Here is a 19020-nt window from a genome sequence, read left to right as displayed (position 1 = left end):
ATTTCGCCGATGTCCGGCTGGAAGTAGTCGCGGATGGCGCGAATGACCAGGCTGCCTTCCTGATAGATCAGGAAAGCGCCGTCCTGGGACTGGGCGGCGCCGTCAATGGCGCGCCACAGCTGCAAGAGGTAGTTCAAGTCCCATTGCAGCTCTTCGGCGTTGCGGCCGATGGCGGCGGTACGGGCGATCAGGCTCATGCCACCGGGCACTTCGAGCTGGTCCATGACGTCACGCAGCTCGGCACGCTCGTCACCCTCGACGCGACGGGATACGCCACCGCCACGGGGGTTGTTGGGCATCAGCACCAGGTAACGGCCGGCCAGGGAAACGAAGGTGGTCAGGGCTGCGCCCTTGTTACCCCGTTCGTCCTTCTCGACCTGGACGATCAGCTCCTGGCCTTCCTTGAGGGCTTCCTTGATGGAGGCACGGCTGGCTTCCACGCCGGGCTGGAAGTAGGAGCGGGAAATTTCCTTGAACGGCAGGAAGCCGTGGCGTTCGGCGCCGTAGTCGACAAACGCGGCTTCGAGGCTGGGCTCAATGCGCGTGATGACGGCTTTGTAGATGTTGCTTTTGCGTTGTTCCTTGGCGGCCGATTCAATGTCGAGGTCAATCAGTTTTTGACCGTCAACAATGGCAACGCGGAGTTCCTCGGCCTGCGTCGCGTTGAAGAGCATGCGCTTCATTCGTCTTCTTCTCCCGCGCGGCACACGGGCAGGACGAAGCGCGCCACCCGCTTAACTGCGGTGACTTAGTTTGGCGTTTTCGCGACTATCCTTCATCGGGGGGAAACAAACTAAAGTGGGTGGCGGGATTCGTCTTTTGTACCCTGAACCGCGATATACGCTGGGGGGCTGCGAAGTGCTGGCTGCGTCGCCTGGTCTCGCCATTCGAGGACGGGGCGTACTCACGGGTACGACGGCATCTCTCGTTGCGACCTCGGGCCTGCTTGCCTGGCGTGCTTCGCGGCTCCCGGTTTCAGGGCCGTCAATCTGCGTGTGCGCCTACGCGCAATTGGTACAAGTTTATTGTCGAATACAGTACCATCGCCCTCTTTTTGTCTGGCGACGGACCTTCCTGTGATTTTCTCGGGAGCGGTGAAGGCGCTGGATATCCAGGCGTTGAGTCGCTCTGGGACGACGCGGACCGGTGTTGAAATCTGCCAACACAGCTGCAGGTGAGCGCGACGCATCAGGACCGAAAAAACCGTTAATTAGTATATTTCAAAAAGATGGCCTTGAGTAAAGCTCCCGCAGTAAGCCATACCCGCGTGGATGAAGGCAGTGCGGGGCAGCGCATCGACAACTTCCTGGTGCGGATATGCAAGGGTGTGCCCAAGAGCCACATCTATCGCATCCTGCGCAGTGGCGAGGTGCGGGTGAATAGCCGGCGTGTCGATCAGACCTACCGCCTGCAGGAGGGGGACGAGCTGCGCATTCCCCCTATCCGCCTGGCGGACAAGACTGCGGCAGCGCCCGTGCCGGTGGGCAAGGCTTTTGACATCGTTTTTGAGGACGAGGCCCTGCTTGTCCTCGACAAGCCTGCCGGTCTGGCAGTGCACGGCGGGAGCGGCGTCAGTTTCGGTCTCATCGAGCAGCTGCGCCGTCAGCGCCCGGAGGCGAAGTTCCTAGAGCTGGTGCATCGTCTCGACCGCGAGACTTCAGGCCTCCTGATCGTCGCCAAGAAGCGCAGTGCCCTCACGGTGCTCCATGACATGATGCGTGACGGCAAGGTACAGAAGCGTTACCTGACCATGGTGGCGGGGCGCTGGCTTAATCAGCAGCAGCACGTCAGGCTGGCGCTGCACAAGTATCTGCTGGAAAACGGGGAGCGCCGCGTCAGCGTGAATCCGGAGGGCAAGCCCGCGCATAGCATCGTCCGGCTGGTGAAACGCTGGAATGGCTACAGTCTGGTGGAGGTGGAGCTGAAGACCGGCCGGACCCACCAGATCCGCGTCCATCTCAGCCATCTTGGCTTTCCTTTGTGCGGCGACGACAAGTACGGTGATTTCGCGCTGAACAAGCAACTCGAAAAGGAGGGGCTGAAGCGGATGTTCCTGCACGCCGCGAAGCTGGCGTTCCGGCATCCGTTGACCGACCAGACGATTGAACTCTCCGCGCCGCTGCCGGCCGAACTGGAGGGCTTCGTGGCCTTTGTCGAGCAGACCCGGGAGAGGGAGCATGGCTAAGCGTTTTGAACTGATCGTCTTCGACTGGGATGGCACGCTGATGGATTCGGCGGCGGCCATCGTCCGCGCCATCCAGGCGGCCAGTGCCGACCTGGGACTACCGGTGCCGACGGATGCGCGGGCGCGGCACGTCATTGGTCTGGGCCTGGTGGATGCGCTGCGGCATGCGGTCCCGGAACTGGCCGAGAAGGATTATCCGGCGATGGTGGAGCGTTACCGCCATCATTACCTGTCAGGTGATCATGAGCTTGCGCTTTTCGAAGGCACCCATGCGCTGATCGAATCGCTCCACGGGCAGGGTTATAGCCTGGCCGTGGCGACCGGCAAGAGTCGCAAGGGTTTGGCGCGTGCGCTTGAGTTTTCGGGCTTGGGGCGCTTCTTCCACGCCACCCGTTGTGCCGATGAGTGCTTCTCCAAACCCCATCCGGCCATGCTCGAAGAGCTGATGGATGAATTGGGCGTGGCGCGGGACGTCACCCTGATGATCGGCGACACCACCCACGACCTGCAGATGGCCAGGAATGCCGGGGTGGCCGGGCTGGCGGTCAGTTTTGGTGCGCATCCTGTCGAGCAGTTGCTTGCGGAGGCCCCTTTGGCCTGCGTGCACACCCCTGCCGAGCTGCGTGCCTGGCTGGAGGCGCATGCGTGATCTGCAGGTCGGAGGATGTGCGCGAGGGGGAGGATGGTGTTCGCTTCAGCGTGACGCGTGTGACTGGCGAGGAGCCGGCCTTCGTCGTGCGCTTTCAGGGGCGGGTGCATGCCTACCTCAATCGCTGTGCCCATGTGCCGGTGGAGCTGGACTGGTTGCCCGGCAAGTTCTTCGATGATTCCCGCTTGTATGTGATCTGTGCGACTCACGGCGCCATGTACGAGCCGGAGACGGGCTACTGTGTTTCCGGGCCGTGTCGTGGTGCCCGCCTGGTGCCGCTGCGGGTCGAGGAGCGGGACGGCGCGGTCTATCTGGTCGAGTGAGCTGGCGCGTCTGCCGGTTGGGCGGACTCAGGCCGCGAGGATCAGGAATACCGTGGGGCGCCGGGCCAGGTCTGGGGGTGAGGCCTGCTTCCAGTCGGCGATGGTGCGCGTGGAGATCGATTCGCTCTCCAGGGTCAGGTCTCGGGCCACGCACAGGCGGGTGTCGGGCCGGCAGGTGTTGCGCAGGGCTTCGAACATGCGTTCGTTGCGATAGGGCGTTTCGATGAACAGCTGGGTGCGGGCGTGGCGTGCCGACTCCGCTTCCAGTTCGCGGATGCGTTTGTTGCGCGCCTCTTCATCGACCGGGAGGTAGCCGTGAAAGGCGAAGCTCTGTCCGTTGAGCCCCGATGCCATCAGGGCCAGGAGCAGGGATGAGGGGCCGACCAACGGGACAACCGCGATGCCCTTTTCGTGGGCGCGTCGGACTAGGAGTGCGCCCGGGTCTGCGACTGCAGGGCAGCCGGCTTCCGACATCAGTCCGGCATCGAGGCCGGCGAGCAGGGGGGCAAGCAGTCCGTCCAGGTCTGCTGCGCCAGGCTTTTCGGGTAGTTCCCGGATGTCCAGATCGCGCAGCGGCGCCGGGTGCTCCAGTCGTTTCAGTTCGGCGCGGGCTGTCTTGGCGTTCTCGACGACAAAGTAATTCAGGCTGCGCGCCCGGGTCGCAACGTCTGTGGGGGTTGTCAGGCTGCTGGGGCTGGGGCCGAGGCTGACGGGGATCAGGTAGAGGGTGCCTTTACGCATCGTCAGGGCAGGGTCAGGCCTTCGTTGCGCAGCATGCGTGCCAGAGCGATCAGGGGCAGGCCGACCAGTGCGTTCGGGTCGTTGCCGCTCAGGGCGTCGAGCAGGGTGATCCCCAGTCCTTCGGATTTTGCGCTGCCCGCACAGTCGAGGGGGCGCTCGCGCTCCACGTAGCGGACGATCTCGTCATCGGACAGGGCGCGGAAACGGACTTCGGTGGGGATGACGTCTACCTGAATGTGGCCGCTGCGGCTGTTGAGCACGGCCAGTGCAGTATCAAAAATCACGCTGCGCCCACTCATCGCCCGCAGTTGCGCCACGGCGCGTTCCTGTGTGCCAGGCTTGCCGAAGCGCTGCTCGCCCATGCTGGCCACCTGGTCACTGCCGATGATCAGCGCGTCGTCGAACTGTGCAGCCACGGCTTTCGCCTTTCCGATGGCCAGGCGCTCGGCCGTGGCCCGGGGTGCTTCGTCGGGCAGAGGGGATTCGTCAATATCGGGGCGGGCGATCTCGAAGGGCAGGCCGAAGCGGTCGAGCAGTTCCCGGCGATAGGCCGAGGTGGAGGCGAGGACGAGTTTCATGGATGGGGCTCAGGGGTGTCGACGAGGTGAGCGAGGGGTGTAGCAGAGTTTTGACACAGGCAGCCGAAAATAATATCATGCCGCGCTTATGTCGCAAGAAAGCTTCGTGATTGACCTGCGGGCGTTAGCCAAAGACGGACGTCGCGTGCAGAGCGCGGTGCCGGTGGAGCGTCTCGGCCGTTTGGCTGAGTCCTTGCTGGAGCCGGTGGGGTCGGTGGAATTCGAGTTTCAGGGCGAGCGGGACGACGGAGGCAAGCTCTACGTCGAATTGTTGGTCCGGGCAGATCTGGTTTTGCAGTGCCAGCGCTGTCTTGAGGCTCTGGTGTGGCCATGTGAAGTCAGTAATCGCCTTCTTTTGCTGCGCGCCGGTGACGCATTGCCGGACGACGAGCTGGAGAATGACGAAGTGGATGCCCTTGAGGTAGAGCCGCTGACCGATCTGCTCGCCTTGGTTGAGGACGAGTTGTTGCTGTCCCTGCCCTTGGTTCCGCGTCACGATGATTGCGAGCCGCCGGTGAAAGCCGGCGACGATGAAGAGATTTCGCCCTTCGCCGTTCTGCGCCAGTTGCGCGGCAAGGTTTAAGTATTCCTCAAGGAGTTTTTCATGGCTGTCCAACAGAACAAGAAGTCCCCGTCCAAGCGCGGTATGCATCGTTCCCACGATTTCCTCGTGGCGCCCCCGCTGGCCGTCGAGCCGACCACCGGTGAAGTGCATCTGCGCCACCACGTGTCGCCCTCCGGCGTCTATCGTGGCAAGAAGGTTGCCAAGGCCAAGGGCGAGTAATCCCCCCGGTCTGGAAGCGGCGCGGCGCCCTCGGGCGCTCGCGCCGTTTTTATACATGTATCCATATCACTGCGCCGAATGACTGTCACCCTGTCGATTGACTGTATGGGGGGCGATCACGGCCCCTCGGTGACCGTCCCCGCCGCCCTGCATTTCATGCGGGTCGATCGCGATACCCGTATCGTGCTGGTCGGGCGCGCCGAGGCCATTGAGCCTCACCTGGGGACGGCCCTGGCCGAATTTGGTGAGCGTTTACGCATCCAGCGTGCCTCCGAAGTGGTTGGCATGGATGAAGCGCCTGCGCTGGCCATGCGCAACAAAAAAGACTCTTCGATGCGGGTGGCTGTGGATCTCGTCAAGTCTGGCGAGGCTCAGGCCGCGGTGTCGGCGGGCAATACGGGGGCGCTGATGGCGATCTCCCGGTTTGTCCTCAAGACGCTGCCCGGGATCGATCGTCCCGCGATCTGCAGCACCCTGCCGACGCTGCGTGGCCAGACCCATGTCCTTGATCTGGGAGCCAACGTGGATTGCACGCCGGAGCATCTGCTCCAGTTCGGCATCATGGGGGCCATGCTGGTTGCGGCGGTTGAGCACAACGAGCGCCCCAGCGTAGGGCTTCTCAATATCGGCGAGGAAGAGATCAAGGGTAACGAAGCGGTCAAGCAGGCCGGCGAGTTGCTGCGCAAGAGCGGTCTCAACTTCTACGGTAATGTCGAGGGCAACGATATCTACAAGGGTACTGTCGATGTGGTCGTTTGTGATGGCTTCGTCGGTAATGTGGCCCTGAAGACCTCGGAGGGGCTGGCCCAGATGATGGCGACCTTCCTGCGCGAGCAGTTCTCACGCAACTGGCTGACCAAGCTGGCAGCGGTCTTCGCCATGTCTGCCCTGAAGGGCTTCAAACACAAGCTGGACTCCCGGCGCTACAACGGTGCGGCCCTGCTCGGCCTGCGTGGTGTGGTGGTGAAGAGCCACGGGGCGGCTGATTCCTTTGCCTTTGAACAGGCCATCTGGCGGGCGGCCGAGGCGGCCCGAAATCGACTCATCGAGCGCATCAGCGAGCGCATGGAACGCGAAAGGTCTGCCGCATGATCTATGCACGAGTGGCCGGGACCGGGAGCTACCTCCCCGGCGAGCCGGTGACCAATGACGATCTGGTGGCGCGCGGGATCGATACCTCCGACGAGTGGATCGCCGAGCGTACCGGTATCCGTTCCCGTCACCTTGCCGAACCTGATGTCACCGCCAGTCAACTGGCCTACGAGGCCAGTATCCGGGCCATTGAGGCGGCTGGGTGCCGGGCGTCCGACATTGACCTGATCATCGTCGCGACTTCAACGCCGGACTATATCTTCCCGAGTACGGCGACCCTGCTGCAGGCCAAGCTGGGCATCCGCAACGGGGGGGCAGCCTTTGATCTGCAGGCGGTATGCGCGGGCTTCGCCTATGCGCTGACCGCCGCCGAGAAGTTCATCCGCTCGGGAAGCCACAAGCGTGCGCTGGTGGTCGGCGCAGAAGTGTTCTCGCGCATCCTCGACTGGAATGATCGTGGCACCTGTGTGCTCTTCGGTGATGGTGCCGGTGCGGTGGTGCTGGAGGCCTCGGAGGCGCCCGGCATCCTGGCCTCGGCCCTGCACGCTGACGGCACTCACAACCCAATCCTGTGTGTGCCAGGCCAGGTCAGTTGCGGCGCAGTCACCGGTGACCCCTTCCTGCGCATGGACGGGCAGGCTGTGTTCAAGTTTGCCGTCAAGGTGCTGGCCGATGTGGCGCGTGAAGTGGCCACGCTGGGTGGACTTGGCCTCGACGAGGTGGATTGGCTGATTCCCCATCAGGCCAACATCCGCATCATCCAGGCTACTGGCAAGCGTCTTGGCCTGTCCATGGACAAGGTCATCGCTACCGTCGCCATGCATGGCAACACCTCGGCGGCATCGATCCCGCTGGCGCTGGATCTGGCCGTGCGTGATGGACGTATCCAGCCGGGTCACAAGGTCATCCTTGAGGGGATTGGCGGTGGCTTCGCCTGGGGTGCTGCCCTAATCCAGTTCTGAGCTGGTTCTGCGCCATATCAATCCGCTTCGCAAGCCAAACCAAAGGTAGGGAACGATGAATTTTGCTTTTGTGTTTCCGGGGCAGGGCTCCCAGTCGGTCGGCATGATGGCCGCCTATGGCGAATCCGCAGTGATCCGTCAGGCCTTCGCAGAGGCCTCCGATGCCCTCGGTCAGGATCTCTGGCAGATGATTGCCGAAGGCCCCGCCGACGTGCTGGCCCAGACGGTCAACACCCAGCCGCTGATGCTGACTGCCGGCATCGCCGTGTATCGTGAGTGGATTGCCCGGGGTGGTGCTGTTCCGGCCCTCGTCTCCGGCCATAGCCTCGGTGAGTATTCGGCGCTGGTTGCTGCTGGCGCCCTCGATTTTGCAGAGGCCGTCAAGCTCGTGCGCCTGCGCGCCCAGGCCATGCAGGAGGCCGTGCCGCAGGGCGAAGGCGCCATGGCTGCGCTGCTGGGGCTCGACGAAGCCCAGGCCATTGAGGCCTGTGCCGAGGCGGCTCAGGGAGATGTGGTTTCTGCAGCCAATCTCAACTCTCCGGGGCAGATCGTGATCGCCGGATCCAAGGCTGCCGTCGAGCGGGCCATTGTCACTGCCAAGGCCAAGGGGGCAAAGCGTGCCGTTCTGCTGCCCGTCAGCGCGCCCTTCCATTGCGCCCTGATGAAGCCTGCCGCCGAGCGTCTCCAGCAGGCCCTGGTCGAGATCGAGGTCCGTGTGCCGAGCATTCCCGTGCTCAATAATGTGGACGTGGCTGTCGAGGATCAGCCCGGCCGGATCAAGGATGCGCTGGTGCGCCAGGCTTATTCGCCGGTGCGCTGGATCGAGACGGTGCAGGAGATCGCCCGGCGTGGTGCGACTCACGTCTTCGAGTGCGGTCCCGGCAAGGTGCTGGCTGGCATGACCAAGCGCATTGAGGGCGGTCTGCAGGGCGGCGCGATCGCCGACGCAGCCAGTCTGGATGACATTCTCAAGATCACGGGGGACGCATGAGTCAGGTTCTGCAAGGTCAGGTTGCGCTGGTTACCGGCGCATCGCGCGGTATCGGTAGAGCCATTGCGCTTGAGTTGGGTCGGCTTGGGGCGACGGTGGTCGGCACTGCCACCTCCGAGGCCGGTGCTATTGACATCCAGGCTGGCCTTGAGGCCGCAGGTGTCAAGGGGCGGGGTCTGGCCCTCGATGTGACCAATGCCGAAGCCTGTGATGCGGCTCTGGGTGAGATCGAGAAGGCTTTCGGGGCGGTGGGCATCCTGGTGAACAACGCCGGTATCACTCGTGACAACCTCTCCATGCGCATGAAGGACGCCGAGTGGGATGCGGTCATCGACACCAACCTCAAGGCTGTCTTCCGCATGTCCAAGCTGGTCATGCGCGGCATGATGAAGGCCCGAGTCGGCCGCATCATCAACATCACCTCGGTGGTCGGTAGCTCGGGTAACGCCGGGCAGGCCAACTATGCTGCGGCCAAGGCCGGTGTGGCCGGCATGACCCGAGCCCTGGCCCAGGAGCTCGGTAGCCGCAACATCACGGTCAATTGTGTGGCGCCGGGCTTCATCGATACCGATATGACCAAGGACCTGCCAGAGGCTCAGCGCAAGGAGCTGGCGGGCAAGATTGCCCTCGGCCGTCTCGGCAAACCGGAAGAGATTGCAGGCGTGGTGGGCTTTTTGGCCTCCCCCGCAGCCTCCTACGTGACGGGGGCAACCCTGCACGTGAATGGCGGCATGTACATGGCGTAAATCTCGCCGTGCTGGCGGGGGTGCGCGTTTTTGGTAGAATGCGGGGGTTTTTGAATTCACCCGCACAATCTGGGAAGGAGTTATCACATGGAAAATATTGAACAGCGCGTCAAGAAGATCGTTGCCGAACAACTCGGCGTGAACGAGTCCGAGATCAAGAACGAGTCTTCCTTCGTGGACGACCTGGGCGCCGACTCCCTCGACACCGTCGAGTTGGTGATGGCCCTTGAAGAAGAGTTCGAGTGCGAGATCCCCGACGAAGAGGCCGAAAAGATCACCAGCGTTCAGCAGGCGATCGACTACGTCACCGCTCACCTCAAGAAGTAATTCCCCGGAGCCTGCCTTGACCCGTCGCAGAGTCGTCGTCACCGGCCTTGGCGTTATTTCGCCGGTCGGTAATACCGTGTCTGAAGCTTGGGACGCCATCACCAATGGGCGTTCCGGCATCGGCGAGATTACCCGTTTCGATACCTCTTCCTTTCCGGTGAAGATCGCCGGTGAGGTAAAAGGCTTCGATCTTGGGGCTTATCTCTCGCCGAAAGAGGCGCGTCGTATGGATGGTTTCATCCACTACGGCCTCGCTGCGGGCATTCAGGCTTTCCGTGATTCCGGAATCGAAGTTACCGAGGCCAATGCTGAGCGGATCGGTGTCAATATCGGTTCGGGCATCGGTGGTCTGCCGATGATCGAAGGAACGCACGACGATTTCCTCGCCGGCGGTCCTCGCAAGATCTCGCCCTTCTTCATTCCGGGCACGATCATCAATATGATCTCCGGCAATCTGTCGATCATGTTCGGTCTGAAGGGGCCGAATATCGCAGTGGTGACGGCCTGTACTACCGGGCTGCACGCCATTGGTACCAGCGCGCGCATGATCGAATACGGTGACGCCGACGTCATGGTGTGCGGTGGGGCTGAGTCCACAGTCACGCCTCTGGCTGTTGGCGGATTTGCGTCGGCCAAGGCCTTGTCTACCCGCAACGACGATCCCGCAACTGCGAGCCGTCCTTGGGACAAGGACCGGGATGGTTTTGTCCTCGGTGAAGGCGCGGGTGTGCTGGTGCTTGAAGAGTACGAGCATGCAGTGAAGCGTGGGGCGCGCATTTATGCGGAGCTGGCTGGTTTCGGCATGAGCGGTGATGCCTACCACATGACTGCGCCGGATACCGACGGCCCGCGCCGGAGCATGGTCAATGCGCTCCGCAACGCCGGCATCAATGGGGGTCAGGTGCAGTATCTCAATGCCCACGGCACCTCCACGCCGCTGGGTGACAAGAACGAGACCGAGGCCATCAAGCTGGCTTTTGGTGCTGATGTGGCCAAGACCCTGGTGGTGAATTCCACTAAATCCATGACCGGGCACCTGCTCGGTGGTGCCGGCGGGCTCGAGTCTGTGTTCACCACCCTAGCGGTGTATCACCAGGTCTCTCCCCCGACCATCAACATTTTCGAACAGGATCCGGAGTGTGATCTGGACTACTGTGCGAATGTGGCCCGTCCGATGAAGATTGATGTGGCAATGAAGAACAATTTCGGTTTTGGTGGCACCAACGGTACGCTGGTGTTTCGCAAGATCTGACGAAAGAGGCGACACGGGAGGCCGTGCGTCTTGAACGTCATTGAAATCAGGCCGTCACGGCGCCTCGTCCTGCTACTGGCAGGGGGGCATGCCCTGGCGGCTTTTTCATGTCTGTTTCTTCCGGAGCCGTGGCAGGTTTGCCTGGGGCTGACCATCGTTGCCCTGTCCTTTGTGAGGGAGCTGGGCGCGGCTCGAAGGGGGGCGTTCGTGCTCGGTATGGGCGAAGACGGGGGCCTGCATTTTGCGCCGGAGGCTGCAGTTGATGGCGCGCCAGCCAGGGTCGTCACCTCTTCCACGGTGGTGAGCGGCGGAGCGATCTGGCTGGTGTGGCGCGAGGCACGGGGCGGGGGAGCTGGTGCGCGCCTGCTCGTCCGCGACCAGATGGCGCCCACCGCGTGGCGGGCGCTCCAGGTCTGGCTTCGCCTGAGGGTCGGGTCACTGACCGCGGCCGCCTCGGGCGATACCTAGGCGGTCAGCTGCGGATCTTGCCTGGGCGAATCACGGTGTCCCGGGCCTTGGGCTGGGTTTCCGGATAGTCCCGACTGAAATGCAGGCCACGGCTTTCCTTGCGCTTCAGGGCGCTACGCACGATGAGGTCCGCGGTGACAACCAGGTTGCGCAGCTCGATCAGATCGTTCGAGATGCGGAAGTGACTGTAAAACTCGTCGATTTCCCTGGCCAGCAGGCGGATGCGGTGCTGGGCGCGCCGGAGGCGCTTGTTGGTGCGCACAATGCCCACGTAGTCCCACATGAAGCGGCGTAATTCCTCCCAGTTATGGGAGATCACAATCGCCTCGTCGGCGTCTGTCACCCGGCTCTCGTCCCACTGGGGTAGGTCGGTTGGGTGGTGGCGGGGATTTTCCAGGATGTCCCTGGCCGCTGCCTCACCGAAAACCAGGCATTCCAGAAGCGAATTGCTGGCCAGTCGATTGGCGCCATGCAGGCCCGTGCAGGCTGACTCGCCGACGGCGTGCAGGCCCGCCACGTCGGTTCGTGCCTGGAGATCGGCCACGATTCCGCCGCAGGAGTAGTGCGCGGCGGGGACGACAGGTATCGGCTGGCGGGTGATGTCTATGCCCAACTCAGCACAACGGGCCAGGATGTTGGGGAAATGGGCTTCGAGGAAATCGGCAGGTTTGTGGCTGATGTCGAGGAAGACACAGTCCAAGCCATGCTTCTTCATCTCGAAGTCGATGGCCCGGGCGACGACGTCCCGGGGCGCGAGCTCTTCCCGGGGGTCATGGTCGGGCATGAAGCGCGAACCGTCGGGGCGGCGCAGCAGCCCACCCTCGCCACGAACGGCCTCGGAGATCAGGAAGGACTTGGCCTGGGGATGGTAGAGACAGGTGGGGTGGAACTGGATGAACTCCATATTCGCCACCCGGCAACCTGCACGCCAGGCCATGGCCACCCCGTCGCCAGTGGCGGTGTCGGGATTGGTGGTGTAGAGGTAAACCTTTCCGGTGCCGCCGGTTGCAAGCACGGTGTGCGGGGCGGCAAAGGTGCGAACTTCGTCGCTGGCGATATCCAGCACATAGGCTCCGAGGCAGCCTTCGCCCGGCCTGCCGATCTTGTCTCCGACGATGAGGTCGACCGCAATGTGCTGTTCGAAGATTGAAATGTTCGGATGGGCCCTGACCTGCTCGGTCAGGGTGGCCTGTACGGCAGCGCCGGTGGCGTCGGCCACGTGGATGACGCGGCGCTGGCCGTGGCCGCCTTCCCGAGTGAGGTGATAGCCGATCGGTGAGGTCGCGTCTGGGGTGAAAGGGACACCGTGGTCTATCAGCCAGCGTATCGCCCGGGGGCCATTCTCGACGACAAAGCGGGTGGCCTTGTCGGAGCAGAGCCCGGCGCCGGCCGTGTGCGTGTCGGCCACGTGGGCCTCCGTGCTGTCGGCGGGGTCGAGGACGGCGGCGATGCCTCCCTGGGCCCAGGCGCTGGCACTGTCCTCAAGGGTTCGCTTGGTGATGAGGGCTACCTTGAGCTTGTCGGCAAGGCGCAGTGCGAGGGACTGTCCGGCAAGGCCGCTGCCCAGGATGAGGACATCGAAAGCGATCACTTCTGGAGTTGCCGCAAAGGGCGATATTACGGAGTGCCGACTATAGCATGGGCACTCGGCCACACTGAACGCCCAAGACCCTGCGCGTGACTGAACTATACGTGCGTCGGGCAGTCTAGCGATTACTTCGGCGAGGAATGAGGATGTCTCGCGGTATACTCCGCGGTCGGTGACCGTCCCGGTCACGACTACGAAGGATCACGTTCCCCGACCATGAGTGATCGCGAAATTGACCAGCTTTTGGTTGAGCGAGTGCAGCGTGGAGACAAGCAGGCGTTTGGGCTGCTCGTCTCCAAGTATCAGCGCAAGCTTGGCCGCCTGCTGTCGAGATTGATCCGGGATCCCGCCGAAGTGGAGGATGTTGCCCAGGAGACGTTCATCAAGGCTTATCGAGCCTTGCCGTCGTTCCGGGGAGACAGTGCTTTCTACACATGGCTATACCGGATCGGGATCAATACTGCCAAGAACTACCTTGTGTCCCAAGGGCGTCGCGCCCCTACGTCCACGGAGTTCGATTCGGAAGAGGCCGAGACCTTCGAGGAGGGAGATCAGCTTCGCGATATCAATACGCCTGAACGGCTGCTGATGACCAAGCAGATCGGTGACACGGTCAATGTGGCCATGGAGGCCCTGCCCGAGGAACTGAGGACTGCGATCGTGCTGCGAGAGATCGAAGGTTTGAGCTACGAAGAGATCGCCACGATCATGGAGTGCCCGATAGGCACGGTGCGTTCGCGGATTTTCCGCGCACGTGAAGCAATTTCAGAAAAGCTCAAGCCGTTGCTCGATACGGCTCCGAACAAGAGGTGGTAAGACGATGAAAGAGAAAGTTTCTGCCCTGCTGGATGGCGCGCTTGACGAGGCCGCCTCTGTCCGCATGCTGGATTCCCTGAAACGGGATGGTGGCCTGCGGCGGGAATGGGATCACTACAGTCTTATCGGAGATGTATTGCGGGATGAGCCCGTGATGTCGGCGGATTTCACAAGTCGGCTCATGTTGCGCCTGGACGACGAGCCCACGGTACTGGCGCCCACGCAGGTGGAGCCGCGTAACGGCTGGATTCGTCACTTCATGCCGATCGCTGCATCGGTGATGGGCGTGGCTGCGGTTGGCTGGGTGGCCATGACCTTGAACGCTCCGGGATCGACATCGGCACCCCTGGCCGCACTCAAGAAGCCGGTTCCTGCCGTAGCGGTTGTCGATGCAACGTCTTCGGCCCGGCTCGCGGCGGCTTCTTCCGAGCCTTCCGAGCGTGAATATCTGATTGCTCATCAGGCCATGGCGCCTTCGGCTGCCATGCCGGGCGTGGCGATGTATGTGCGCTCCGTTTCCGAGACGCGGGCGGCCGGCGAGCGATGAAGCGCTTCCTTTGCTTCCTGGCGGTTGTTTTTGCCGGTTGCGGGTCGGCGTTGGCTCAGGTGCCGAACGATCCTCTGAGCTGGCTGGGGCGGATATCGAGCGCAGCGCACAAGCTCAATTACACAGGTACCTTCACCTATCAGAGCGGCAAGCACATGGAAACGTCGCGCATCACCCATCTGGTGGATGCCAACGGCGAGTACGAAAAGCTGGAAGCGCTTGATGGCAGTCCGCGGGAGGTGGTTCGCAATAACGACGAAGTGCAGTGCTTTCTCCCTGAACAGAAGCTGCTGATCGTGGACCAATTTGGCGCTCGTAGAAGCTTTCCTGCGCGTTTGCCTCCTTCGCCCAGCGCCCTTGCCGAGAACTATCGTATTCGAAAGGGTGAGATTTCCCGGATTGCCGGGATGGAGAGTCAGCAGATTATTCTTGAACCCCGGGACGACATGCGTTTTGGCCATCACCTATGGGCTGATGTTGCGTCGGGGCTGTTACTGCGCGCCCGTCTGATGGGGGAGAAGGGCGACAGTATCGAGCAGTTCGTGTTTACGGAAGTGCAGATCGGAGCCCCTTTCGACAAAGAAAAGGTGCGCTCTCGGTTTGTCCGTTCCGCAGACTGGAAGGTGGTGAACGCTCGGGGCAACGATGTGAAGGTCGAGGATATCGGCTGGGTCTTCAAGCACTCAATTCCTGGCTTCCGGCAGGTTGTTTCGGTGGCGCGCCAGGCGCGCAAGGAGCGGGGTGAGGCCTACCATGTGGTCTTCTCAGACGGCCTTGCCGCCATCTCAGTGTTCATCGAGCCCGAGTCGGGTAAGGGCACGGCCCAGAGCGGACTGAGCGCATCCGGCTCCTTCAACATCTTCCGGCGCAGCGTCGCCGATCACCGCATCACTGTACTTGGTGAGGTTCCGGCGCAGGCATTGGTGCGGATTGCCGATGGCGTGGAAATGCGGAAGCGGTGATGCGTGCACGGGGCGTGGTGAGTCGTGTGGAAGGCGCCTATGCCTGGGTTGACGTCTCCGTTTCCGGCGGTTGCGGGCGTTGTCACGAAGCGGGGGGGTGTGGTGGTGTAAATATCGCCCGGCCCTTCGGTCAGGCTCGCCGGGAGTTGAGATTGCTCAATGAGATCGATGCCCTGCCGGGAGATCCGGTCGGTGTCTTTGTGGACGACGCAGTCCCCCTCAGAGCGGCACTGTTCACCTACGGCGGCCCCATTCTTGGGGTGCTTGCCGGTGCCGCGCTGGGAACGGTATTGGCGACAGGCGGCAACACGGATTTGCCGGCAGCGCTGGGGGCAGGTGCAGGCGGCGTGGCGATGTATCTCTTTGGGCGTGCTCGCAGCGGGCCTGCAGGGGTGATGCCCATGAAGATTGAGCGTGTTGCCGGTGAGCCGGCCGGAGGCTGTGGGCGATGACCGTTTCGGTGTTGGCGCAAATGGCTTCCCGCAGTTTCGTGGTGCTCCTTTCGGTGATGCTCGTTACCCCGGTGGTCGCGCGGGATCTGCCCGATTTCGCCGGGCTTGCCGAACGGCAGGGGGCGGCAGTGGTGAATATCAGCACCACACAGGCCGTGCGGCAGGCGCGCCCGGGTGTGCCCAGCCTGGAAGAAGACGATCCGATGTTCGACTTCTTTCGACGCTTTGTGCCGCGTCATCCGGGAACTCCCCGGGGGAGCGAACCCGATAATCGCTCCCTGGGCTCGGGTTTCATCGTATCGGCGGATGGTTACGTCCTGACCAACGCCCACGTGGTGGAGGGTGCCGACGAGATCATCGTCAAGTTGACCGACAAGCGGGAGTTCCGCGCCCGAGTGATGGGGACGGATGCCCGGACCGATGTGGCCCTGCTGAAGATCGATGCGGCAGGCCTGCCGAGGGTGAATCTGGGTGATCCGGCAAAGCTGCGGGTAGGGGACTGGGTCGTGGCCATTGGTTCGCCCTTCGGTTTCGAGAATTCTGTGACGGCAGGGATCGTCAGCGCCAAGGGGCGTTCCCTGCCCCAGGAGAACTTTGTTCCCTTCATCCAGACTGACGTTGCCATCAATCCCGGTAATTCCGGAGGGCCGCTCTTCAACATGAAGGGTGAGGTGGTGGGGATCAATTCCCAGATCTACAGCCGCACAGGTGGTTTCATGGGGTTGTCCTTTGCTATCCCCATTGATGTTGCTATGGGGGTGCACGAGCAGTTGCGAGTTGCCGGCCGTGTCCAGCGTGGCCGAATTGGCGTGGTCATACAAGAGGTGTCCCGCGATCTGGCTGACAGCTTTAGGTTGGGCAAGCCCGGTGGCGCCTTGGTCAGTTTGGTTGAGAAGGCAAGTCCGGCAGAGAAAGCAGGCTTTGAGCAGGGTGACATCGTCCTGAGTTTCGATGGTCGTGCGGTGGATATGTCGGCAGATCTTCCGCGCCTGGTGGGCAGTACCCGCCCGGGAAGCCGGGTGCCGGTGCAGGTGTGGCGCCGTGGGGCGGTCAAGGCCTTGACCGTGCAGGTGGCCGAACTGCCCGAGGAGAAGCCCCGCAAGGTGACTGCTCGCCAGTCCAAGCCTGAGGCCGTATCGCCCAACAAACTTGGGATCACCGTTGTCGAGCCCAATGCCGAGCAGCGTCGGGACGGACGGTTTGCCGCGGGTGGCGTGGTGGTGGAGGCTCTACGGAGCGCCTCTGCCCGGGCCTCCGAGATCCAGGCGGGGGATGGGATTCTGGCGCTGGTCAGCAAGGGGGTGCGCATCGAGACCCGCTCGGTCGAACAGTTCAATCGTGCCGTGGCAGGCCTGGATGCAGGCCAGGCCGTGACGCTGCTGGTCGCGCGTGGTGACATGCAAACCTTTGTTCCGGTGCGCTCCCTTGAGCGCTGATCGCGAGCTCACCGTGTTGAGCCGGGAGTGGTGCCATTTGTGCCATGACCTGCTTGATGCCCTTAAGCCGTTGCAGGATGAATTGGGCTTCAAGGTGACGGTCGTGGATGTGGACGCCCACGAAGCCCTTGAGGCCCGGTGGAGCGAGTGGGTCCCGGTCGTGCTCGATGGAGATACCGAGATTTGCCACCACTTCCTTGATGAATCTGCCGTTCGTGCTCATTTACGGCGTATCGGTTAGAATGCAAGTCTTTGCCAGGCAAACAAAATTTATCAGGGTGCCCTTCGGCACCCTTTTTCATGGCCCACATGCAACACATCAGAAACTTCTCGATCATTGCCCATATCGACCACGGTAAATCCACCCTGGCCGACCGGATCATCCAACTGTGCGGAGGCCTCTCCGCCCGCGAGATGGAAAGCCAGGTGCTCGACTCGATGGATATCGAGCGTGAGCGTGGCATCACCATCAAGGCCCAGACGGCAGCGCTGAGCTATCGCGCCAGGGATGGTCAGATCTATAACCTCAACCTCATCGACACGCCGGGGCACGTGGACTTCTCCTATGAAGTCTCCCGTTCCCTTGCTGCCTGCGAAGGCGGCCTGTTGGTGGTGGACGCTTCCCAGGGCGTTGAGGCGCAAACGGTGGCCAACTGCTACACGGCGCTGGAGCAGGGCGTGGAGGTGGTGCCGGTACTGAACAAGATGGACCTGCCCCAGGCCAATCCGGATGGCGCGAAGCAGGAGATCGAAGACGTGATCGGCATCGACGCGACCGATGCGATCCCGTGCTCTGCCAAGACGGGCATGGGTGTCGAGGACATTCTTGAGGCGGTGATCACCCGCATTCCCGCGCCCAAAGGCGATCGCGATGCGCCTCTCAAGGCCCTGATCATCGACTCCTGGTTCGACAACTACGTGGGCGTCGTGATGCTGGTGCGCGTGGTGGATGGCTCGCTCAAGCCCAAGGACAAAATCATGTTCATGTCCACCGGCGTCCAGCAGTTGTGCGAGCAGGTTGGCGTGTTTACGCCCAAGTCCCAGCAGCGTGACACCCTGTCCGCCGGTCAGGTGGGTTTCATCATTGCCGGCATCAAGGAGCTGAAGTCCGCCAAGGTCGGTGACACCATCACCCTGGCCAACCGCAAGGCTGAACAGCCGCTGGCTGGCTTCAAGGAAATCAAGCCCCAGGTGTTTGCGGGCCTGTACCCGGTGGAGTCCAACGAGTACGACCAGCTGCGCGAATCCCTCGAAAAGCTGCGCCTCAATGATGCATCCCTGCAGTTCGAGCCCGAAGTGTCCCAGGCCCTGGGTTTCGGCTTCCGCTGCGGCTTCCTGGGGCTGCTTCACATGGAGATCGTCCAGGAGCGCCTGGAGCGTGAATTTGACATGAATCTCATCACCACGGCGCCGACCGTGGTCTATGAGGTGCTCATGAAGGATGGTACGGTCGAGCAGATCTCCAACCCGTCGCGTCTGCCGGATCTCTCCAAGGTGGAGGAGGTGCGGGAGCCAATCATCAAGGCGATCATCTTCCTGCCCCAGGAGTACGTGGGCTCAGTCATCACCCTGTGCAACCAGAAGCGTGGCGCCCAGGTGGATATGCTTTACCACGGTCGTCAGGTGCAATTGATCTACGACATGCCCATGAACGAAGTCGTGATGGACTTCTTCGACAAGCTGAAATCCGTGTCGCGGGGCTATGCCTCTCTCGACTATGAATTCAAGGAGTACCGTGCTGCCGATCTGGTCAAGCTCGATGTGCTGGTGTCCAGCGAGAAGGTGGATGCCCTGTCCATCATCGTACACCGGGCCAACTCCCAGTACCGTGGCCGTGAGCTGGTCGCCAAACTGCGTGAGCTGATTCCGCGCCAGATGTTCGATGTGGCCATCCAGGCGGCTATCGGCTCAAACATCGTGGCTCGCGAGACCATCAAGGCCCTGCGCAAGAACGTGCTGGCCAAGTGCTACGGCGGCGACATCACGCGGAAGAAGAAGCTCCTCGAGAAGCAGAAGGAGGGCAAGAAGCGGATGAAGCAGGTGGGCAACGTGGAGATTCCGCAAGAGGCGTTTCTGGCCGTGCTGCGGGTCGATGAAGGCAAATAAGCCGGTGCGTCCGGC

The 19020-nt window shown here is 62.3% G+C and carries 23 protein-coding genes; 19 read left to right on the top strand and 4 right to left on the bottom strand.

What is annotated here, in order from left to right:
• The coding region (locus ACIQ09_RS01090; RefSeq protein ID WP_398304795.1) for a ribonuclease E/G at positions 1–683 on the bottom strand (683 nt) is incomplete at its 3' end.
• Positions 684–1228: 545 nt separating this feature from the next.
• On the opposite strand from ACIQ09_RS01090, the gene ACIQ09_RS01085 reads away from it, so the two are divergent.
• Genes ACIQ09_RS01085 through ACIQ09_RS01075 form a run of 3 tightly spaced genes read left to right on the top strand, consistent with a single transcriptional unit; the run spans position 1229 to position 3157 of the window.
• Positions 1229–2185: an RluA family pseudouridine synthase gene (locus tag ACIQ09_RS01085; protein ID WP_398304792.1), complete on the top strand. Its 957-nt coding sequence runs from the start codon at positions 1229–1231 to the stop codon at positions 2183–2185.
• Positions 2178–2834 carry an HAD-IA family hydrolase gene (locus tag ACIQ09_RS01080; RefSeq protein WP_398304789.1) on the top strand — a complete coding sequence of 219 codons (657 nt, stop codon included), beginning with the start codon at positions 2178–2180 and terminating at the stop codon, positions 2832–2834. The genes ACIQ09_RS01085 and ACIQ09_RS01080 overlap by 8 nt, the downstream gene beginning before the upstream one ends.
• Positions 2831–3157 carry a Rieske (2Fe-2S) protein gene (locus ACIQ09_RS01075; RefSeq protein WP_398304786.1) on the top strand — a complete coding sequence of 109 codons (327 nt, stop codon included), beginning with the start codon at positions 2831–2833 and terminating at the stop codon, positions 3155–3157. Before ACIQ09_RS01080 ends, ACIQ09_RS01075 begins: the two co-directional genes overlap by 4 nt.
• 27 nt (positions 3158–3184) lie before the next feature.
• Here ACIQ09_RS01075 and ACIQ09_RS01070 read toward each other — a convergent pair whose 3' ends face one another.
• Both ACIQ09_RS01070 and ACIQ09_RS01065 read right to left on the bottom strand, forming a co-directional pair.
• Entirely contained in the window at positions 3185–3898 is a 714-nt protein-coding gene (locus tag ACIQ09_RS01070) for an SAM-dependent methyltransferase (RefSeq protein ID WP_398304783.1), read from the bottom strand.
• 2 nt (positions 3899–3900) lie between these two features.
• Positions 3901–4476, bottom strand: coding sequence for a Maf family protein (locus ACIQ09_RS01065; RefSeq protein ID WP_398304780.1), 576 nt, complete (start codon positions 4474–4476; stop codon positions 3901–3903).
• A gap of 106 nt (positions 4477–4582) precedes the next feature.
• On the opposite strand from ACIQ09_RS01065, the gene ACIQ09_RS01060 reads away from it, so the two are divergent.
• From ACIQ09_RS01060 to ACIQ09_RS01020, 9 genes are all read left to right on the top strand, one after another.
• The gene (locus ACIQ09_RS01060) at positions 4583–5059 is read left to right on the top strand and encodes a YceD family protein (protein WP_398304777.1); all 477 of its coding nucleotides are present in this window, start codon (positions 4583–4585) and stop codon (positions 5057–5059) included.
• Positions 5060–5080: 21 nt separating this feature from the next.
• Positions 5081–5260: a 50S ribosomal protein L32 gene (rpmF, locus tag ACIQ09_RS01055; RefSeq protein WP_079435603.1), complete on the top strand. Its 180-nt coding sequence runs from the start codon at positions 5081–5083 to the stop codon at positions 5258–5260.
• A gap of 78 nt (positions 5261–5338) precedes the next feature.
• Positions 5339–6352 carry a phosphate acyltransferase PlsX gene (gene plsX, locus ACIQ09_RS01050; protein WP_398304772.1) on the top strand — a complete coding sequence of 338 codons (1014 nt, stop codon included), beginning with the start codon at positions 5339–5341 and terminating at the stop codon, positions 6350–6352.
• A complete protein-coding gene (locus ACIQ09_RS01045) occupies positions 6349–7314 on the top strand; it encodes a beta-ketoacyl-ACP synthase III (protein ID WP_398304768.1) in 966 nt (321 codons plus the stop codon). The genes plsX and ACIQ09_RS01045 overlap by 4 nt, the downstream gene beginning before the upstream one ends.
• 55 nt (positions 7315–7369) lie before the next feature.
• Positions 7370–8305, top strand: coding sequence for an ACP S-malonyltransferase (gene fabD, locus ACIQ09_RS01040; protein ID WP_398304765.1), 936 nt, complete (start codon positions 7370–7372; stop codon positions 8303–8305).
• A complete protein-coding gene (gene fabG / locus ACIQ09_RS01035; RefSeq protein WP_398304762.1) occupies positions 8302–9051 on the top strand; it encodes a 3-oxoacyl-ACP reductase FabG in 750 nt (249 codons plus the stop codon). The genes fabD and fabG overlap by 4 nt, the downstream gene beginning before the upstream one ends.
• Before the next feature lie 87 nt (positions 9052–9138).
• Positions 9139–9378 (top strand): acyl carrier protein, encoded by a 240-nt coding sequence (acpP, locus tag ACIQ09_RS01030; RefSeq protein ID WP_079435598.1) that lies wholly within the window; start codon positions 9139–9141, stop codon positions 9376–9378.
• A 16-nt stretch (positions 9379–9394) separates the two neighbouring features.
• On the top strand, positions 9395–10630 hold the full coding sequence (gene fabF, locus ACIQ09_RS01025; protein ID WP_398304758.1) for a beta-ketoacyl-ACP synthase II: 1236 nt from the start codon (positions 9395–9397) through the stop codon (positions 10628–10630).
• 30 nt (positions 10631–10660) lie between these two features.
• On the top strand, positions 10661–11098 hold the full coding sequence (locus ACIQ09_RS01020; protein WP_398304755.1) for a protein YgfX: 438 nt from the start codon (positions 10661–10663) through the stop codon (positions 11096–11098).
• Between the two features lie 4 nt (positions 11099–11102).
• On the opposite strand, the gene nadB is transcribed toward ACIQ09_RS01020, so the two are convergent.
• Positions 11103–12689 (bottom strand): L-aspartate oxidase, encoded by a 1587-nt coding sequence (nadB, locus tag ACIQ09_RS01015; RefSeq protein ID WP_398304752.1) that lies wholly within the window; start codon positions 12687–12689, stop codon positions 11103–11105.
• Positions 12690–12902: 213 nt separating this feature from the next.
• On the opposite strand from nadB, the gene rpoE reads away from it, so the two are divergent.
• The 7 genes from rpoE (at position 12903) to lepA (ending at position 19005) form a co-directional block, all read left to right on the top strand.
• On the top strand, positions 12903–13502 hold the full coding sequence (gene rpoE, locus ACIQ09_RS01010) for an RNA polymerase sigma factor RpoE (RefSeq protein ID WP_398304749.1): 600 nt from the start codon (positions 12903–12905) through the stop codon (positions 13500–13502).
• Positions 13503–13506: 4 nt separating this feature from the next.
• Complete coding sequence (locus ACIQ09_RS01005) at positions 13507–14049, top strand: sigma-E factor negative regulatory protein (RefSeq protein WP_398304746.1); 543 nt, start codon at positions 13507–13509, stop codon at positions 14047–14049.
• The gene (locus ACIQ09_RS01000; protein ID WP_398304743.1) at positions 14046–15011 is read left to right on the top strand and encodes a MucB/RseB C-terminal domain-containing protein; all 966 of its coding nucleotides are present in this window, start codon (positions 14046–14048) and stop codon (positions 15009–15011) included. The genes ACIQ09_RS01005 and ACIQ09_RS01000 overlap by 4 nt, the downstream gene beginning before the upstream one ends.
• Positions 15011–15463, top strand: a complete 453-nt coding sequence (locus ACIQ09_RS00995; RefSeq protein WP_398304740.1) for a SoxR reducing system RseC family protein — start codon at positions 15011–15013, stop codon at positions 15461–15463. The genes ACIQ09_RS01000 and ACIQ09_RS00995 overlap by 1 nt, the downstream gene beginning before the upstream one ends.
• Positions 15464–15483: 20 nt before the next feature.
• Entirely contained in the window at positions 15484–16899 is a 1416-nt protein-coding gene (locus ACIQ09_RS00990) for a Do family serine endopeptidase (protein WP_398304737.1), read from the top strand.
• Positions 16889–17140 (top strand): glutaredoxin family protein, encoded by a 252-nt coding sequence (locus ACIQ09_RS00985; protein ID WP_398304733.1) that lies wholly within the window; start codon positions 16889–16891, stop codon positions 17138–17140. The genes ACIQ09_RS00990 and ACIQ09_RS00985 overlap by 11 nt, the downstream gene beginning before the upstream one ends.
• A 68-nt stretch (positions 17141–17208) precedes the next feature.
• Positions 17209–19005: a translation elongation factor 4 gene (lepA, locus tag ACIQ09_RS00980; protein ID WP_398304730.1), complete on the top strand. Its 1797-nt coding sequence runs from the start codon at positions 17209–17211 to the stop codon at positions 19003–19005.
• Positions 19006–19020 lie beyond the last annotated feature (15 nt).

Source organism: Zoogloea sp., from assembly GCF_044344315.1.
Lineage (GTDB): Bacteria > Pseudomonadota > Gammaproteobacteria > Burkholderiales > Rhodocyclaceae > Zoogloea.
This window is presented reverse-complemented; position numbering and strand designations above follow the sequence as displayed.

Coding starts and splice junctions, on each gene's coding strand:
- plsX (WP_398304772.1), top strand. CDS start 5,339: ATGACTGTCACCCTGTCGATTGACTGTATGGGGGGCGATCACGGCCCC.
- ACIQ09_RS01080 (WP_398304789.1), top strand. CDS start 2,178: ATGGCTAAGCGTTTTGAACTGATCGTCTTCGACTGGGATGGCACGCTG.
- acpP (WP_079435598.1), top strand. CDS start 9,139: ATGGAAAATATTGAACAGCGCGTCAAGAAGATCGTTGCCGAACAACTC.
- ACIQ09_RS01000 (WP_398304743.1), top strand. CDS start 14,046: ATGAAGCGCTTCCTTTGCTTCCTGGCGGTTGTTTTTGCCGGTTGCGGG.
- ACIQ09_RS00995 (WP_398304740.1), top strand. CDS start 15,011: ATGCGTGCACGGGGCGTGGTGAGTCGTGTGGAAGGCGCCTATGCCTGG.
- rpmF (WP_079435603.1), top strand. CDS start 5,081: ATGGCTGTCCAACAGAACAAGAAGTCCCCGTCCAAGCGCGGTATGCAT.
- fabD (WP_398304765.1), top strand. CDS start 7,370: ATGAATTTTGCTTTTGTGTTTCCGGGGCAGGGCTCCCAGTCGGTCGGC.
- ACIQ09_RS01065 (WP_398304780.1), bottom strand. CDS start 4,476: ATGAAACTCGTCCTCGCCTCCACCTCGGCCTATCGCCGGGAACTGCTC.
- fabG (WP_398304762.1), top strand. CDS start 8,302: ATGAGTCAGGTTCTGCAAGGTCAGGTTGCGCTGGTTACCGGCGCATCG.
- rpoE (WP_398304749.1), top strand. CDS start 12,903: ATGAGTGATCGCGAAATTGACCAGCTTTTGGTTGAGCGAGTGCAGCGT.
- lepA (WP_398304730.1), top strand. CDS start 17,209: ATGCAACACATCAGAAACTTCTCGATCATTGCCCATATCGACCACGGT.
- ACIQ09_RS01005 (WP_398304746.1), top strand. CDS start 13,507: ATGAAAGAGAAAGTTTCTGCCCTGCTGGATGGCGCGCTTGACGAGGCC.
- ACIQ09_RS00990 (WP_398304737.1), top strand. CDS start 15,484: ATGGCTTCCCGCAGTTTCGTGGTGCTCCTTTCGGTGATGCTCGTTACC.
- ACIQ09_RS01045 (WP_398304768.1), top strand. CDS start 6,349: ATGATCTATGCACGAGTGGCCGGGACCGGGAGCTACCTCCCCGGCGAG.
- ACIQ09_RS01070 (WP_398304783.1), bottom strand. CDS start 3,898: ATGCGTAAAGGCACCCTCTACCTGATCCCCGTCAGCCTCGGCCCCAGC.
- ACIQ09_RS01085 (WP_398304792.1), top strand. CDS start 1,229: ATGGCCTTGAGTAAAGCTCCCGCAGTAAGCCATACCCGCGTGGATGAA.